The sequence below is a fragment of the Gimesia sp. genome, assembly GCF_048262075.1.
GTDB lineage: Bacteria > Planctomycetota > Planctomycetia > Planctomycetales > Planctomycetaceae > Gimesia.
In genome coordinates this window covers 381,452-397,524 of the sequence record NZ_JBLXFK010000004.1, presented here as the reverse complement: position 1 = coordinate 397,524, position 16,073 = coordinate 381,452, and the positions used below count along the sequence as shown (strand labels likewise).

The window sequence follows — 16,073 nt, the reverse complement described above, 5'->3', positions numbered from 1 at the left end:
AAACACACTGACCTTGTGGCAATCCAGGCAAAAGAGCTAGCGGTGGGAATCGAACCCACAACCTTCGGTTTACAAAACCGATGCTCTGCCGATTGAGCTACGCTAGCCTGCTGACCTGAAAACCAAGTTAACAGGCTTCAAGCCTCATGCAACCTGAACAACTCGCCTGGCTAAAGAGGTACTTTCCCCGCCGAAACTCAGTAAGCAGCTCAATATAGCAATCAGGCACTTGCTTGCAAGTGTGAACGCCTGGCTGATTAGAAAAATTGTTATCTTTTCTTAATGCTGTATGCCTATACGGCCTAAGATTTTCCATCTCAAAACAATCTGTTTTACCGTCCTCACGACCGGTCTTTTTTTCGACGAAAAACCAACCCTAAACGTTTCGTATGCTAAGTTCAATGACCCAAACAATAAAGAACTGTTTTCCAGAGAACAAAAACCGATCACAGGTTCGGTCAATCAACAAAAAAGCAGGCATGGCTCACAACAGCCATGCCTGCCCAAGGGGAGAACTCACTAAACTGATCCGGTCAGACCCGATCAGCAGAGCCTGCTTTTAAATCAAAGCGAAATTTTGATAATTACTCTCATTTTACTCCAACCCAGATTAAAAACCCGTATTCAGGCTATATCCCCGGAATTTCCACCCGTTCTACTTGAGTGATCCGCCTGAGCTTCTTCAACGCCCGGGATTCCAACTGCCTGATCCGTTCTTTGGTCACGCCGAAGCGATTTCCGACCTGTTCCAGTGTCTGAGGTTCGTTGCGGGCATTCAGACCGTAACGATAAATCAGAATATCCTTTTCGCGCCCATCCAGCTGATCCAGAATACTCATGATAACAGCATGCTGTTTCTGATTAATCAGCTCTTCACGATACTGACTCTCCCGCTCGTCGGTTGACTGGAAGAATAATTCGTCGTTCCCAGTCCGAAACCGATCCAGCACTTTGTATTCGGCTGGAATGGAACGGGCGTAGTTTTTCATGATGGCCCAGCTGGCATAGGTAGAAAACTTATTCCCTTTGGTATAGTCAAATTTTTCAATCGCACGAATCAGCGACATGTTGCCATCACTCACCATTTCGAAGAAGTTGCCACCCGGGCGAATGTGACGTTTGGCAATCGAAACTACGAGACGCAGGTTACTGCGGATCAGGAAATTTTTCACATCCGTACTCTCATCGAGTAGTTTTTCGATCTGATCCATATCCCGGGCTTTAGGACGATTCGGGTCCAGCTGCTGCTGGATCTGAAATGCCTTGTATTTCAGGAAATTCAGCTTCCGGAAGTAATAAGCCTCTTCTTCCCGCGTTAACAGTGGGATCGAATACAAACTTGCCAGGTAAGGCGGCAATCCCGGAGGAGTGCGAACCTTTTCATTGGCTTTATCCACTTCCGGCGGTGGTCCCAGAATGACTTTGTCGGCATTGGCCTGCTCGAATTCATCGCTGTGCATATAGTCGATGGTCTGAGCGTGCAGACGAACTGCCCGTGCTTCTGAAATAATCCGGTAAATACTGGCTTTCGTACGACAGTAACGTCGTGCCAGTTTTTCTACAGGAATCCCCCGACGAAACGTATTGTAGATATCGCGTTTCTGCTGATCAGTAATTTTTTCTGGAGCGTTTGGAAAGATTGCCAATTCTGGATTCTCCCGATCAAAGTTTTTCAACGTGTAACGAATCGTCTCTGGAGATCGATTCATATGCCTGGCGATGCGGCGACTAATCTCGGCAGGGCACCCGCCATACCGAGCCAGACGTCGTGCGCGTCGCAGTATCTCTTCACGGTCTTCATCACTCAACTGACTGAAATTCATGCTGCGGGTTATATGCCCGCGATTTTTCTGAAGAAAACGATCGACGGACGATTTCAGAAAACCAACACGCTTACGTCCGTTAAACCGGAACCGGCGACTCACCAGCCCCTTGTCTCTCCAACGATCTACGGTTTTGGTGGAAATATTGAATTTCTTACTTAAGTCCTGCACTGTGAGGACTTCTTCTGAAACATCTTCGACTTCGATCTCGGCGCTGTCTGACAGATCTTCAATGAAACAACGCACATCATGCAAAACGTCCCCCCCCGAGATCACGAGATCGGGATACATCTCAGAGCGGTAAGTCGTAATTTGACGACAAAGTTCTGGATAAGAATATTCCTGATCCTGCTCCACATCTGACAGTAACTCTTCTGCCCGTGTGATCTGAGCCAGCTTGACTTCACGAGGAGCGTACTTCACCTGTTGCTCTGCCAACTGCTTCATTGCCGGATTGTTGTATTTTGAACTGATCATGATTCCCCACCCTCTTTATATGACTATTCCTGGTGACCATCGTGTCCTTCACGTCATTCGTCTCCAGGCTCTGTCACTTACTACGCAATATAAGACGAATTTGAGAAGGAAAAGTTCACACGTAAATAATTTTAGTCAAACAAACAAAGATTGCATCAAAATAACGCTTCGACTCCAGAAATGCACAAGGAACAATATCGTTAATCTATTTATATCATTGGACTTACATACTGACCGGACAATTTGACGGGAGATCGCTCCAGTTTGTTTTTCCTACAATTCTGCACGAAATTCGGGGGGATCCTGATTCCAAACACAACAATTTGTGTGAGATACTTCACATTTACCACACGACACCCCCTACATCGATAAGTATACATGCATACCGACCGAAGATCAATACCAAAGTACATCTATTCGCATATCCAGTACAAGCAATCCCTTTAAGTATGCTAGACGCCTGAATCTCTCTGTAGAAATATCTTCAACCTGCATGATCCGAATGCATCAAAATCTATTTACCTTTAATCACAACCCTGTACCATGAAGTAAGGGCCTTCGGTCAGTTGACATCTCCTCTGAACTCATCACTTGAGGCTCCTGTTCTGATATACGCTGAAATCTTCGGTTGTATTTGATGCAACGCTACTCATGTCGTCGTATTCCCTATCTCAAGCAGGTTTCTCCATGTCGAAGCGTCGCTCCTCTTCTCAATGGATCATTCTGGCTGCTCTGATTTGCCTGATTATTTCGGTTTCTTCGTCGGCAGCACCGAAAAAAAAACCAGCCAAAAAAACGCCGCCGTTGAATTTACCGCCGTTGAAAACCCAGGAACAGAAGATGCAGCTGCTGGGTTACATCAGGCAGACCATGCCTACACGTCGCATCGCGCAACGGATCAATTTCAGTTCCGCCGATCTGGACCAGGCACTGGAACAGGAACTGGGGCCAGCGAAGCAGTCGTTAGCGCAAACCATTGATGACGAGACTTTCATCAGACGAGCTTCATTGGATCTGACCGGGCAACTCCCTGAACCGGAAAAAATTGAATCCTTTATTAAAGACTTGAATCCAGGCAAACGCAGTGCACTCATCGATGAATTACTGGAATCTCCAGCCTATGGACGCAAGTGGGCACGCTACTGGACCTCGGTGATTTTTTATGAAAGCGAAGCGAACAAAAGGCGCGTCGATCCGCAGGCACTGGAAGACTGGCTGGCAGAACAATTCAATAAAGGTGCCCCCTGGGATTACATCACGGTCATGCTGATCTCTGCGACTCCAGAGCGGAATAAAGCGGTTCGCAACGACTATGGTCAGGACTATGGCCCCAATAATTTCGTCCTCGCCTGCGAAAACAAATCGACCGAACTCGCTTCTCAGACAGCCCGCATTTTCATGGGCATCAGCATCAAATGTGCCGAATGCCACGACCACCCCTTCGACAACTGGAAGCGGGAACAGTTTCACGAACTGGCTGCTTTTTTTCATCCCTACACTTACAAAATGCCCGATCAGAATGACCCAAAGATACAGACTGCGGTACAACCTCGCTTTTTACTGGGTGAAAAACCACATGAAAAAATGAAGTCTGATGCACGCCGGGTCTCTATCGCCGCCTTCCTGGCGTATAACCCGAAAAATTACTGGTTCGCCCGCGCTTATGTAAATCGCATCTGGAGCGAACTCATCGGCGATGGTTTTTACGATGTCGACAGCCTGGGACCTGACAGTGAGGTCATGCACAAACCGGTTGTGAATCGCATCGCCGCCAACTTCCGCTACAAAGACTTCGACCCCAAATGGGTGTTTCGACTGATCATGAATTCTCAGATCTATCAACGTGAGATGCGGACCAGCAACTCTGCTGCGGAGCTCTTTACTGCAGTCAGGCCCTCTCGTCTGCGTCCTGATGTGATCGCTGATTCTGTCGAAAACCTGATCGGAGAAGACCTGCCTGTTCGCAAGGAAATCATGCAGGTCTTTGATACGAATCCTTCTCTCCCACAGGATGCATTAGAAGGCAGCATTCAGCAGGCACTGCTGCTGATGAACAATCAGAAACTGCAGTCAAAACTATCCCAGAGCGAACTGAAACAGCAGCTGTTAAAGATCTCTTCCAATACGGAACTGGTTCAGTCACTGTATCTGAATGTACTGGCCCGACATGCTACGGAGTCCGAACTGGAGCGAAATCTCAGCTATCTGCGTGAGTCAGAAAAACGCGAGGAAGCCATTGATGACCTGCTCTGGGTCCTGCTCAATTCCACAGAATTTCGCACAAAACGTTAACGGTATTCGATCACAGGAACAGTCATATGCAGACAGATGCGCTCTTACATCTGAATCTTAATCGTCGTGGCGGATTATCGCGCAGAAATTTCCTGCAATCAGCCGCGCTGGGTATTGGCGGCTCATCTCTGCTCTCTCAGTTTCGCCTGCATGCGGAAGATCTGAAAAAAGAGGGGCGTGCCTGCATCCTGCTCTGGCTGGCAGGCGCTCCCAGCCAGATGGAAACCTGGGACCCCAAACCGGGCACACCCAATGGTGGGGAAACGAAAAAAATTCAGACGCAGACTTCCGGAATCGAGATCGCGCATTACTGGCCGAAAATCGCAGCCGCCATGAATGAAATCGCTGTCATCCGTGCCATGACCGGAAAAGAAGCTGCCCACGAACGAGGCACCTACCACCTGCATACCGGACATCGCATGCTGGGCATCGAAAAGTTCCCCCATTTTGGTTCGGTCGTTGCCCGCGAGCTGGGGGATCCGCAATCTGACATTCCCAACTTTGTCAGTATTGGTCAGACACTGAGTTCCGGCTTTCTGGGAGTTCAGGTGGCCCCGTTCATCATTGATCGCCCGGGCATGTTACCGGATAACGTCGTGAATACCACATCCCACCTGCGTCAGCGCAGAAGACTCGCCTTGCTCAGCCAGCAGGAAAATGAGTTCGCGCAGGCGGGAGCAGCCGAGCTGGTGAAGGAACAGGGCGAACTCTATCAGAAGGCCAACCTGATGATGACTTCCCCACGGCTCAAAGCGTTTCAATTCGGCGATGAACCTGCTGCGATGCAGGAAGCATATGGAAAATCTCAGACCGGACAAGGCCTGCTGGTTGCACGTCGGCTGGTCGAAGCGGGCGTCCCTTTTGTGGAAGTTCGCAGCACCGGCTGGGACATGCACAGCAGCCTGACCAGCAGTATGGCACGCCGCGCGCCCGAAGTGGACCAGGGGCTGTCTCAACTCCTGCTGGACCTCAAACAACGCGGACTGCTGGAAAAGACCCTGGTACTCTGCATGGGTGAGTTCGGCCGGACCCCCAAGATCAACGCCCGCGGCCCTGCACCGGGTCGTGATCACTGGGTCAGAAATTTCAACCTGGTGATGGCTGGTGCCGGTATCAAAGGGGGGCAGGTCATCGGCAAAACAGATGAAAACGGTCAGGAAATCATTGAAGATCCGGTTCAGGTCGACGATCTGTTTCAATCCATGTGCAAAGCCATGGGGATGGACGCCGACATGGAACTGCACACCCCCGTCGGCCGCCCGGTCAGGCTGGTTGACGGAGGTGCCGTCATCAAAGGCCTCTTCGGTTAAACGGCCGACAACTCAACCGTTTTCCAGTATGTCAGGATTTGATATCAATTGACAACTGATTATCATTCGCCTGGACCGGCACAGAATAATCGCTGGATGTTTCACTCAAATATTTTTCGGGCATGCCTCCCGGCGCCTGTCCATTCTGTGGAATAAAGTAGATTCGATACTCGCCCGGCGCTATCGGGTCAGGCAGTGTAAACTTCCCTTCAGCATCCAGGTCAGCCTGTCCGGCCATCCCGAACTTCATTGAGAAAAACCCGACCTGTCCTGTCTTCACAGGCTTTCCGTTAAGCTTCACCGTCCCGGATACAGTTGCATTATCGGCAGGTTTTTCTGGTGTTTCCAGACTGGCTTCACAACCGGTCAGCAGCACTGCAACCAGCATCATTGACAACTTTGATTTGAAAAAAGAACACAAAGAACACGGCTTCTGTTTTTGAATCTGACGCATAGCATAACAACCTTCAGCATGAGAGAAATGGCGGAAACCAACGACCCTTCGAGAAGGCGGAACAGGATTCAACTGGTGACAGCCGAAAACGTCAGACCTCCATCGAATGAGTCGTCTGGTATTTCTGATGTGCGTTTAAGCGATCTTATGGGAAACTGACTACATTTCCATCAGCTTTGTCACTCAACTGCTGGTACACCGTGAAATTCATATTCTCTGATAGAAAATGCACCGAGCCATCAGCAAATACAAAGTGGGCGCCTCCCACATGGTCGCTGCCGAAGTTGGCCGAGTTATCATCCCAGCCAGTCGCAGGGGTTAAATCGGCAACATTCTGATTGATGTGGGCTTTCTGAGTATTCCGGGTTGCATGCCAGCCCCAGCGGTATTGCGGACTCCCCAATGAAGACTCCACGGTGCGCTTTTCTCCGGCTGCAAATGTATTCGTCGCACCATCGGTCACATCACGCAGACGCGTATTGGAGTTCATATTGAACATCCCTTTCCAGTTACTGTGAGTATCCGAATTGCTATGCCCGGTCCCGGAACTCACTGCATAGTCGCCGTAGGCCTGGGTGCTGCTGTTCAAACTCGAACGCGGTTTGGAAGGACAGAAGTAAGCGACAACCGGTGTACTGTTTGCCTCTACGTTAGCAGCATTATTCTGAGGCAGATTGAAATCCCATTTGTTATATAGAGCAGACTGTTCCATATAAGGCAGGATGAACGCGAAGATGCCGATATTATTGGATCTTACACTACCAGGAGGGAAAATCGTATGCGTCTCAGCGTAATTATGAAACGCGAGACCCAGCTGTTTCAAATTGTTTTTACAGGTACTTCTGCGGGCTGCTTCCCGCGCCTGTTGAACAGCTGGCAAAAGCAAAGCAATCAGAATCGCAATGATGGCTATCACCACGAGCAATTCGATCAGCGTAAATCCTCTTTGTAGAACGGTCGGTTTCTTTTGAGTCTCGAGCATGCTTGTCTCCCCAAAATTAATATAAAAATAGTAACTATTTCATATTCTACTTGCTGGCTTTGCGGACGAATTACGTAAACACGTATTTTTCGTCTGGTTTTACAACAGGGGAATCAGGGAAGCGAAAAGCAATCGCAGACAAGCGCATTGATTCTATCGTACCTCAATCGTTTCGCGATCTCAGGCCGCGCACGCTTCACGCAACAAGGAACGAGAGTCCGTCAGAAGGACTCACAGAGCAAACCAATGGCTGAGTGATTATCGGGACTTCAATGCAAATTGAAAATCGTTGGGACCTGCTGATTTGACGTTGGCCATCTCCCCCGTATTGGCGCGCGTGTATTTCTCGGGCAGCAAACCGGTGGAATCGGCGTCCATTACCGCAAATCGTACTTTATGCATCCCTGGAACAGCACCAGAGGCATCCTGGTTATACATCAGGCTGAATTTCCCTTCCGCATCGGTTGTCCCTCTGGAACTGGCTTGGTCCGTTGACTCCGGTTGAAATATCACAGAAATGTTCTCTACCGGTTTCCCATCCAAAGTCACCGTACCGGTCACTTCCATTAACTCAGGCAGCGACTCTCCGCTGCCCGAACAACCGGAAATCCACATGAGTAATAGTACAGAACACAGCGCCATTGAAATGGGGTCATATTGCGCGCGTATTTTTTTCATTTTCTCCCTTTGGCTTACCATTCGCCAATCACATTTCCATCGGCAATACTGACGAGATTGAGCAACGTTGCCTCATTTGAGTTTTCACTCACAAATCGCACGCCACCATCGGCCAGCAGAACATGACAGCCACCTTCATGTTTACTTCCGGGTGTCCAGGCAAATGGCAGGTGAGTTGTCGAGTTATAAGGTTTGTTAATACCATAGTTCATATTCAGCCAGAACGTATTCGTCCAGGTTCCCCAGTAAGGACCATAGTTCGAACTGTATTTCTCCATCGATGTTTCAGACATGAAGATGGTGTTTGTGGTCCCATCGCTGATATCTCTCATCCTGGCTGAGCCATTAGTCCCAAACGCAGAGCGCAGGTTATGGGCATTATTCGCATGCCCCCAGAACAGCTCCCGGTTCTTACTGTTATCCTCCCAGGCGCGAGCAATGACTCCGTAACTGGTTCGATGATAGTCGACCGTGTAATAATGGCTGGTCGTACTTGAATTGGTACCCGGTGAATCAGCGGAATCGGAAGGACAGGCATAAATATTGAGACGCTGTTTTTTAAGCGCTGTCATATTCGAGGCTGCTGCTGTCGCACTCGGAGGAGTCACATCGGCATGCGCCGACAATCCCATTGGCTGTGAAAAATTCAGCTGGTTATACAGATTTGCCTGATCAAGGTAAGGCAGAATCAGCAGATGTGCGGTGATGTTTTTGACATTGGTAGACATGGTGTCCGGGCTCACCAGCAGGTTTCCGTGTTGACACCCGGGATTAATTGTCGCTGGTGGGAAGATTGAATGCGTATCATGATAATTATGCATCGCCAGCCCAATTTGTTTCATATTGTTTTTACAGGTGCTGCGGCGCGCCGCTTCCCGCGCCTGTTGAACAGCAGGCAGTAACAAGGCAATCAGAATCGCAATAATGGCAATCACGACCAGCAACTCAATGAGAGTAAAGCCGCGAGAACGATGAGATTTAGACTGAAAAATGAGCACGATACCTCTCCCCGTAAATATGATCAGGAATAACACTTATAGATACAAACAATTATACCCTACTGGTATTACGTCCTTTTTCAGGAAATCCGTAAAATCAATCAGGATTTGCTCTCAACATCGAAAATGACGATCCAGCAAGACTCTCCTATTGAAATTTGGCTATGTCGAAAAACATTCATTTTTCCACAAAACCACACTCTGGTTCGAAAAGACGATAATCAGATGAATTTCAAACCGAAATTTGTCTACTGGATTAAAGATCACTTTGTCAAAATTAATGATTGCAGGTTCAGAGCACTGCAAACCTGATCGAACCCGGGAGTTTTAAACTCGCGTTAATCAAAATCTAGCCTCAAAAAGACTTGGCACCACTGCATCTCTCAACGTATGATAAACGGAAGAGCTGCGCCTGAGCGGGTGTTGGCTTTCCACTTTACTCCAGACTGTAACTGACTTTAAAGAAACTACCCCAGACAGGCTGATCCATGTCGAGCATTGCTGTTCCTTGTCCTCACTGCAAAAAAAAACTCAAGCTCCGGGATAAAAGTCTGCTCGGTAAAAAAGCAAAATGTCCCAACTGCAAACAGACTTTTGTTTTGAAACTTCCCGCCACGAGCCCAACCTCGAGTGAACATTCTGCTCCGAATACATCCGCTCAAAAGCCACCCACTTCCGATCCACAAATCGAACAGGTCTCCCCGCCCACACCTGAACCACCCGGGCAGACAGAAGAGATCAGAATTGAACTGGCACAACCCACAACGCCCGTCGTTGGTACATCACCCAAGTGGGTTCCCGACGAACCTGTGACACCACCTCCGGCTGTTTCGGAGCCATCGCCACCTGGTTTTCCACAGATTGATACATCTGCGCCACCTGTCATTAACACCACGCCTGCTCCCAGTATTGATACCGGAACTCCCAGTTCCGCAATTCCTGATATCGCAGTCGAGTCCACTGGAAATGCAGGCGTAGCGCGGATGCGGGAGTTACGCCGCAAAAATGCGAAACGCAGAAATGTGACGATTGTCAGTATCGTGGTCGTCCTGCTCCTGATCGGAGGCGGGGCCTACCTGGCCTGGGATAAAGTCGAAGAAACAATCGCGTCCAAACCGGTGAAACCGGCGCCGGCACCTGTGCCCGCAACGAGCCCGACCGTTGCCTTAAATCAACAATACACACCCCCGACCAAGGTGGCACCCAGCCCGACAAAAGGCGAACCGATTCGCCTGTTATACGTTCCTGCAGGGACACGGATCCTGATTCACCTGCATCCCGCCGCGCTCTGGGCACCCGGTTCGCAAGGCGAAGAATTTCGTGCCTGCCTCGGTCCAGTCGGTATCTGGGCCGAACAGAAAATCAAAGAAATCTGTCTGACCGGACCGGCGCAAATTGCAGAACTGACGTTCTGTCTGATCCTGGGCTCTCCTGGGGCGCCTCCCGAATATGCCGCCGTTATCAGGACTACCGAACCTTTCAAACGCTCTGAACTGATTGCACAATTCGACGGCCAGCGACTGGACGATTACAGTTTTCCGGTCTATTCGGGTGAAAAATTTTCTTCGATGATCGTCGATGATCACACCTATGTGATCGGACCACCAGGAAATCTCAGTGCAGGAGAGATGGCAGAATCACGCGAATATGACAGCAGCACCTCACCCGGCGTAGAATCGATCCTCAAACAGACAGACCGGGATCGACACCTGACAATCGTCTTTGACCCCGACGAAGTACGTCGGCAACAGGACGTATTGCTCCCGGAAAAAGTGCATCCCTTCCTCAACGAGTTTCTCGACTGGATCGGCGAAGATGTCGAAACCGTGGCCTGGAGCATGCATCTGGGTGCGGATGAATTTTATTCGGAATGGACTTTCCGTAACTCAACCATGATACGTCCGGGTAAACTCGCGATTAACCTCAAAGAACAACTCGATACCCTTCCCGAAGAATTGCTGGAAGGCGTGCGAAAAATGAATCCGGGAACCGTAGGCAGCCGCAAAGTCATCGGTCGCTTTCCCGCGATGTTCAAAGCATTCAGCATGGCCAATCAAGAGCAGTCGGGGGAACGCTATGCCCAACTGGTCAGTACTCTGCCGGAACGCGCAGCACCGAACCTGGCGCTGGCCAGCCTGTTGACCTGGGATGAATCTACGCGTACCGACTTCTCAGTCAAAGCCAAACCCAGACCGACTGGCCCGCAACTGCCGGATAAAGTGGTGGACCGGCTGAAAATGAAACTCGAGGTCGACTTCAAACGGATGCCGCTTGAAGAAGTCCTGGATTACATCGCCGATGAAACCAAGACGAAAATCATTCTGGATGGAGCAGGTTTAAAACTGGTCGGTTACACTCAGAACATGCGTCAGACCATGAACCTGGGCACGGTCTCCGCGCTGGAGACCATCCAAGCCATTTTTAATGTCAAAGATCAGGATCAGATGTGCCTGATCATCGATGAGAGTGCGAAAACGGCAACCGTGACCAGTAAACCACTTGCCAAGCAGAATAATCTGAAAATGTATGAGTTTCCGCCTGCAAACTAATCAGGCGCTATCTGAAATCCCGTCACAGGTGATTGTTGATGGATATCACTACTTTTCAATGCCCGCACTGCCAGGCCGTGCTTCGCATGCGCAGCAGACAGATTGAAGGTAGTACCTTTCCCTGCCCTGACTGCCAACAGCAACTACGGATCTCCCAGGCAACCGATGGTGGATTTGCGATCTCCCTCATCCAGCCGGACCCCGAACCCTCAGGCCCCTCTCCCCTGGCGATCAAAGCCCGGACCGGCCTGAAACACCTGCGAAAGGGGGCAGCGTATCTGTTGGCGAGCCCTGTACTCATGGCCTGGCTGGTCGCGGGTACTGGTGCATTCATCCTGTTACTATTGATCCTGTTCGATGATCACCCTGCCGCAGAAATCGCCCGCGATCAGCAAGGGGAATCAGAAACCGTTGCTGCTAACATCGAGACAGAAAAAACTGGCAGCCGGGTGTTTCCTGCAAACCGGGCACCGGTAACGGAAGCTGTTCCTGAATTCCCAGCCAATAAAAACCAGAATCAGCCAGAACCGAAAGTGCCAGCAGAACCAGTCGACGTTCCTGCAGAACACCAGGTTCTTGTCGCTGCCAAACCCAAAAACCTGCCTCCACTGATCGCATCAAAGCCGCAACCTGCACCTCAACCTGTCGTACCTCAGACTGATGTAAAACTCGCGTTACAGATACCGATCCTGGAATTTCGCCAGGCGGATGAACTTCCCCTCAAGAGCATGCTGATTCAGTTTGAAGAAATGCTCGATACCCGGTTCGAACTGGCAGACAATGTTAAAAATGACTCGCGTCTGCTGGATACACCGATCACATTGACCAGCAAAAATACAACACTCTCAAATTTATTAGAGCAGATATTAAGCGAAGGAGCCCTGACTTTTACTGTGAAATCAAATAAGATCTATATAGAGAGGGTTGCTGCCCCCTGAATGAACGACTTGGCGCTGACTGGATTTGCTGTTTTTGACGATTTCCATCTCCGCTTTCCCTGACTCCGGTTGCCGGCTCATACGAAATTAGTATCTATTGTGAAACTCGACGACAAAGTCTGTTACTGTTTCCATATCAGTAAAAGAAAAATCATTAATCATCTGCGGATACATCGCCCGCGTCGTGCCAGTCAGTTAAGTGACTGCGGCGGCGCCGGTACGGGCTGTGGCTGGTGTGTCCCTTATCTGAAGCGTTACTTCGCTGAGTATGAGAAATCAGGCCTCGCCGAATCAGGAGATTTGCCGCAAAACGAATCAGAAGCCATCACGGCAGAAGAATATGCGCAGCAACGAGATCAATATATTGAAAGTGGAAAAGGGAAGCCCCCTGCCAGATAACCGCAATTAACCTTTACTGCTTCGAGATCACAACATGGCGGCTTCTGAGACCGATGCACTTCCTGCTCTGCAAAATCAAGAGCGTCCCCCCCTGCTCTCGCTGAAATCCATCTCCAAAACTTATGTTACGGGAGATGTCTCAGTCCCCGTGCTACACAATGTCGATCTCGATATTCTCGCTGGCGAATTTCTGGTGATTGTCGGCCCTTCCGGTTCCGGCAAAAGCACTCTGTTAAATATCGTGGGAGGCATTGATGTCACCACCACAGGTGACGTCTTTTATCATCAGCAGAATATTTCCGAATTCAGCGAGCAGCAGTTGACCCGCTACCGCCGCGAAAATATCGGTTTTGTCTTTCAGTTCTACAATCTGGTCCCCACACTGACGGCACGGGAAAACGTTATCGTAGCAGCCGATATCAGTGCCGATCCCATGTCACCCGACGAGGCACTGGAACTGGTTGGATTGGCAGATCGGGCAAACCATTTCCCCGCACAGCTCTCGGGTGGTGAACAGCAGCGGGTTGCGATCGCCCGCGCGCTGGTTAAAAAACCGGAACTGCTGCTGTGCGACGAACCCACGGGAGCACTCGATCTATCCACGGGCCGTAAGATTCTCCAAGTGCTCGGCAATTTGAATCGGGAACTGGGCAAGACCGTCGTAATTATCACCCACAACTCCGCTATCGGAAAAATGGCACAACGTGTGATTCGTATTGGTTCCGGTACCATTGCTGAAACCAACATCAATCCGCAGCCCATTCCTGCAAATCAGGTTACCTGGTAATGAAAGTTCTGCATCGAAAATTAATGCGGGAGTTGTTCGCTGCCAAAGGGGTGCTGATCGCGATCATCAGCATCATTGCCGTCGGCATCGGTTGCTTCATTGCCATGTCATCAACCTATGATAATCTTGAGTATTCCCGTCAGAGCTATTATCGACTCTGTCAGATGGCCGACTTCTCGGTCGAGCTGAAAAAAGTCCCGGTAGGCGACCTGCCTGCGCTGACTGACGTTCCCGGCGTGATCAGTGTTCTGCCTCGCATTGTGTTCGAAGTCACCGCTTCTCTGGAAGGCGTTGAAAAACCATTGTCCGGACAGGCGGTTTCTCTCCCGGCTCACGAAAACGCGCCCATCAATCGTATTGTGATCAAGCAAGGCAGCTATTTCACCGACCAGCGTCAGGAAGAAGTCATCGTCAATGATGCATTTGCCCGCGCCCACAATCTGCGTCCGGGAGATCACATTCAGTTGATTCTGAATAATCGACTGCAGGACCTGTTGATTGTCGGCACCGCCATCAGTTCGGAATTCGTCTACCTGATCGGCCCCGGCGGTCTGGTTCCGGAACCCGAAAGCTACGGTGTGTTTTACCTGAAGCATGATTATGCGGAAGATGTGTTTGGATTCGAAGGCGCCTCCAATCAGATACTGGGACACCTGGCACCCGAGTTTCAAAACCCGGATCGTGTCCGACAAGTACTTGATCAACTGGAACTGAACCTGGATGACTTTGGGGTGTTCTCCACCACACCACTGGCGCAGCAGTCATCCCACTGGTTTCTGAAAAGTGAAATTGATGGACTGAAAGTCAGCGCCACGATCCTGCCGACAATTTTCCTGATCGTCGCTGCACTGGCATTGAACCTGTTAATGTCCCGCATGGCAGAACAACAGCGGACCATCGTGGGCACACTGAAAGCGCTCGGCTACTCCAACCAGGAGATTTTTCTGCATTTCATTCAATTCGGGCTGCTGATTGGGATCGCAGGCGGACTGTTGGGCATTCTGATCGGCTATTCGCTGGCCGGCGCGATGACCGCGCAATATCGTAACTTTTTTGAATTCCCTTCCCTGACCAACCAGATGTATCCCCGTGTCATTCTGCTGGGTATGCTGATCAGTATTTTCTTTGCAGTGCTGGGAACGTTTCGCGGCGTCCGGTCGGTCGTGCGACTTTCACCGGCTGAAGCGATGCGGCCCAAGCCTCCCCTGCGGGCCCGGCGGATTTTACTGGAACAGATCCATACCTTCTGGAACGCGCTCGACTTTCGCTGGCAACTTGTGCTCCGCGATATCTTTCGCAATCGCACGCGAACCCTGGGAGGGCTGCTCTCTGCGACCGTAGGGGCGATGCTGCTGCTGGTAACCTTCTCCATGTACGACTCTGCCTTTGCGTTGCTCAATTTCCAATATGATAAACTGCTGCTCAGCGACATCGATCTCAGCTTCAAAGACGATCACGATTACGCTGCCCTGTTCGAAACACAACAGCTGGCAGGAGTCGATTTTGCCGAGCCGCTGTTCCACATTGGTTGCACACTCAAAAATGGAATCCATGAAAAGAAGGCCGGTATCACCGGCATCACGCGGTCCGCACAACTGACGATCCCCCGCGATACAGCGGGTAACCGCGTCGAAGTTCCTGAAACGGGAATCCTCGTCACTCGAAAACTGGCTGACATCCTGCAGATCCGGGCAGGCGATTCCCTCGAAATGATTCCGGTCGCCGGCGATCGCATCGCCAGGCAGGTGCCCGTCATGAAAATCATCGACAGCTACCTGGGTCTCTCCGTCTATGCGGACTTTGATTACCTGAATCGATTGATGGGGGAATCCCAAACCCTGACCAGTGTGCAGCTAAAGACCAATCCCCGCCCGGCGGTCACCCGCCAGATTTATCGGCAGGTCAAACAGATCCCTGCCATTCAGTCAGTCACTTCGATTCGCGACCAGAAAGGCAAACTGCAGGAAGTACTTGTGGATCAGATGATTGTGATGATTGTGGTCGTCATCGTTTTCTCCTGCCTGATTTTCTTCGGCAGCATCCTGAATGCCTCTCTTATCTCTCTTTCTGAACGACAGCAGGAAATCGCCACACTACGCGTACTCGGTTATACTCCCGCAGAAGTCGGTTCCATTTTTCTGCGAGAAAGTTTTAGTGTGAACCTGCCTGGCATTCTGCTGGGTCTGCCCGCCGGTTACTGGGCATCCAAAGGCATTAACATTGCATATGATACCGAACTGTTTCGGATGCCTTTCACCATCGATGCGATGAGCTGGGTTTATACGGTTCTGTTGGGAATTATTTTTACGCTGATCTCACACTGGCCGGTGCAGAAAACCATCCATCATATGGACTGGCTCGCCGCGCTCAATGTAAAGGAATAAAC

At 50.3% G+C, this 16,073-nt stretch carries 13 protein-coding genes and 1 tRNA gene; 8 read left to right on the top strand and 6 right to left on the bottom strand.

Annotated elements, in window-relative coordinates:
• Positions 1-34 precede the first annotated feature (34 nt).
• Both ACN0YH_RS11290 and ACN0YH_RS11285 read right to left on the bottom strand, forming a co-directional pair.
• Positions 35-107 (bottom strand) — tRNA-Thr (locus tag ACN0YH_RS11290).
• Positions 108-629: 522 nt separating this feature from the next.
• Positions 630-2,300, bottom strand: coding sequence for a sigma-70 family RNA polymerase sigma factor (locus ACN0YH_RS11285; protein ID WP_417379673.1), 1,671 nt, complete (start codon positions 2,298-2,300; stop codon positions 630-632).
• 253 nt (positions 2,301-2,553) lie between these two features.
• Between ACN0YH_RS11285 and ACN0YH_RS11280 the strand changes: the two genes are divergently transcribed.
• The 3 genes from ACN0YH_RS11280 (at position 2,554) to ACN0YH_RS11270 (ending at position 5,902) form a co-directional block, all read left to right on the top strand.
• Positions 2,554-2,607: a hypothetical protein gene (locus ACN0YH_RS11280; RefSeq protein ID WP_417379752.1), complete on the top strand. Its 54-nt coding sequence runs from the start codon at positions 2,554-2,556 to the stop codon at positions 2,605-2,607.
• A 380-nt stretch (positions 2,608-2,987) separates the two neighbouring features.
• Entirely contained in the window at positions 2,988-4,592 is a 1,605-nt protein-coding gene (locus ACN0YH_RS11275; RefSeq protein ID WP_417379672.1) for a DUF1549 domain-containing protein, read from the top strand.
• A gap of 26 nt (positions 4,593-4,618) precedes the next feature.
• Entirely contained in the window at positions 4,619-5,902 is a 1,284-nt protein-coding gene (locus ACN0YH_RS11270; RefSeq protein ID WP_417379671.1) for a DUF1501 domain-containing protein, read from the top strand.
• A 31-nt stretch (positions 5,903-5,933) separates the two neighbouring features.
• Here the strand turns inward: ACN0YH_RS11270 and ACN0YH_RS11265 are convergent, their stop codons facing one another.
• The 4 genes from ACN0YH_RS11265 to ACN0YH_RS11250 form a co-directional block, all read right to left on the bottom strand.
• Positions 5,934-6,293, bottom strand: coding sequence for a hypothetical protein (locus tag ACN0YH_RS11265; RefSeq protein WP_417379670.1), 360 nt, complete (start codon positions 6,291-6,293; stop codon positions 5,934-5,936).
• Between the two features lie 208 nt (positions 6,294-6,501).
• Positions 6,502-7,338 carry a DUF1559 domain-containing protein gene (locus tag ACN0YH_RS11260; protein WP_417379669.1) on the bottom strand — a complete coding sequence of 279 codons (837 nt, stop codon included), beginning with the start codon at positions 7,336-7,338 and terminating at the stop codon, positions 6,502-6,504.
• A 258-nt stretch (positions 7,339-7,596) separates the two neighbouring features.
• Positions 7,597-8,016: a DUF6795 domain-containing protein gene (locus ACN0YH_RS11255; RefSeq protein ID WP_417379668.1), complete on the bottom strand. Its 420-nt coding sequence runs from the start codon at positions 8,014-8,016 to the stop codon at positions 7,597-7,599.
• A 14-nt stretch (positions 8,017-8,030) separates the two neighbouring features.
• Positions 8,031-9,014: a DUF1559 domain-containing protein gene (locus tag ACN0YH_RS11250; RefSeq protein ID WP_417379667.1), complete on the bottom strand. Its 984-nt coding sequence runs from the start codon at positions 9,012-9,014 to the stop codon at positions 8,031-8,033.
• 488 nt (positions 9,015-9,502) lie between these two features.
• Between ACN0YH_RS11250 and ACN0YH_RS11245 the strand changes: the two genes are divergently transcribed.
• The 5 genes from ACN0YH_RS11245 to ACN0YH_RS11225 all read left to right on the top strand — a co-directional run bounded on the left by ACN0YH_RS11245 (position 9,503) and on the right by ACN0YH_RS11225 (position 16,071).
• Positions 9,503-11,563: a hypothetical protein gene (locus tag ACN0YH_RS11245; RefSeq protein ID WP_417379666.1), complete on the top strand. Its 2,061-nt coding sequence runs from the start codon at positions 9,503-9,505 to the stop codon at positions 11,561-11,563.
• Positions 11,564-11,601: 38 nt separating this feature from the next.
• On the top strand, positions 11,602-12,501 hold the full coding sequence (locus ACN0YH_RS11240) for a hypothetical protein (protein WP_417379665.1): 900 nt from the start codon (positions 11,602-11,604) through the stop codon (positions 12,499-12,501).
• A gap of 99 nt (positions 12,502-12,600) precedes the next feature.
• Positions 12,601-12,900 (top strand): (2Fe-2S)-binding protein, encoded by a 300-nt coding sequence (locus ACN0YH_RS11235; protein WP_417379664.1) that lies wholly within the window; start codon positions 12,601-12,603, stop codon positions 12,898-12,900.
• Between the two features lie 34 nt (positions 12,901-12,934).
• The gene (locus tag ACN0YH_RS11230; protein WP_417379663.1) at positions 12,935-13,687 is read left to right on the top strand and encodes an ABC transporter ATP-binding protein; all 753 of its coding nucleotides are present in this window, start codon (positions 12,935-12,937) and stop codon (positions 13,685-13,687) included.
• Complete coding sequence (locus ACN0YH_RS11225; protein ID WP_417379662.1) at positions 13,687-16,071, top strand: ABC transporter permease; 2,385 nt, start codon at positions 13,687-13,689, stop codon at positions 16,069-16,071. The genes ACN0YH_RS11230 and ACN0YH_RS11225 overlap by 1 nt, the downstream gene beginning before the upstream one ends.
• The last annotated feature ends 2 nt before the right edge of the window (positions 16,072-16,073 follow it).